The organism is Mycobacterium sp. E3247 (assembly GCF_001667785.1).
Classification (GTDB): domain Bacteria; phylum Actinomycetota; class Actinomycetes; order Mycobacteriales; family Mycobacteriaceae; genus Mycobacterium.
This window is the reverse complement of sequence record NZ_LZJG01000355.1, coordinates 1-596: the sequence shown is the minus strand read 5'-3', so window position 1 is coordinate 596 and position 596 is coordinate 1. Positions and strand designations below refer to the sequence as shown.

Sequence of the window (596 nt, the reverse complement as noted above, 5' to 3'; positions counted from 1 at the left end):
ACCAGCCGGCTTCGTCATCCGGGCGGCCAGCTCGCGGGCGCGGGAGACGTAGTCGGGGGAGAGGATCTGGCGCAGGTCGGCCACCAGCGACTCGCGCGTGGTTTGGGAAAACGGGCGGGCGACACCGACTTTCAGCCGATCCACCTGGCCCGCCCAGATCTTCTGATCGCTCATGCTCCAAAGGCTCAAGGTGGGTACTCCGGCGCGCAGGCCCGCGGCAGTGGTGCCCGCGCCGCTGTGGTGCACCACCGCCCGGCAAGCGGGAAAGACGGCCGCATAATTCACCGCGCCCACCACCTTGACGTGCTCGGGAAGTGGCACGTCGCTGAAATCGCTCCAACCGGCGCAAATCAGCGCGCGTTCGCCCAATTCCGCGCAGGCCGCACCGATCATTTCGACCGTGTCGATCGGGGATTCCACCGGCATGCTGCCGAATCCAAAGCAAATCGGCGGCGTTCCCGCGGCTATCCACGACGCCACGTCGTCGTCGGCGCTGGTGGTCAATTCCATCGTCAGGGGGCCGACAAATGGCCGGAGGCCATCCCATTTCGCCCATTCGGCCGCCAGGCCGGGAAAGCAAACCTCGTCATAAGCCT

General features: G+C 66.4%; 1 protein-coding gene. It reads right to left on the bottom strand.

All coding sequences use genetic code 11. The features are described 5' to 3' along the window. A partial coding sequence (locus A9X04_RS31025; protein WP_369828977.1) for a glycosyltransferase occupies positions 1-596 on the bottom strand: 596 nt, incomplete at both ends.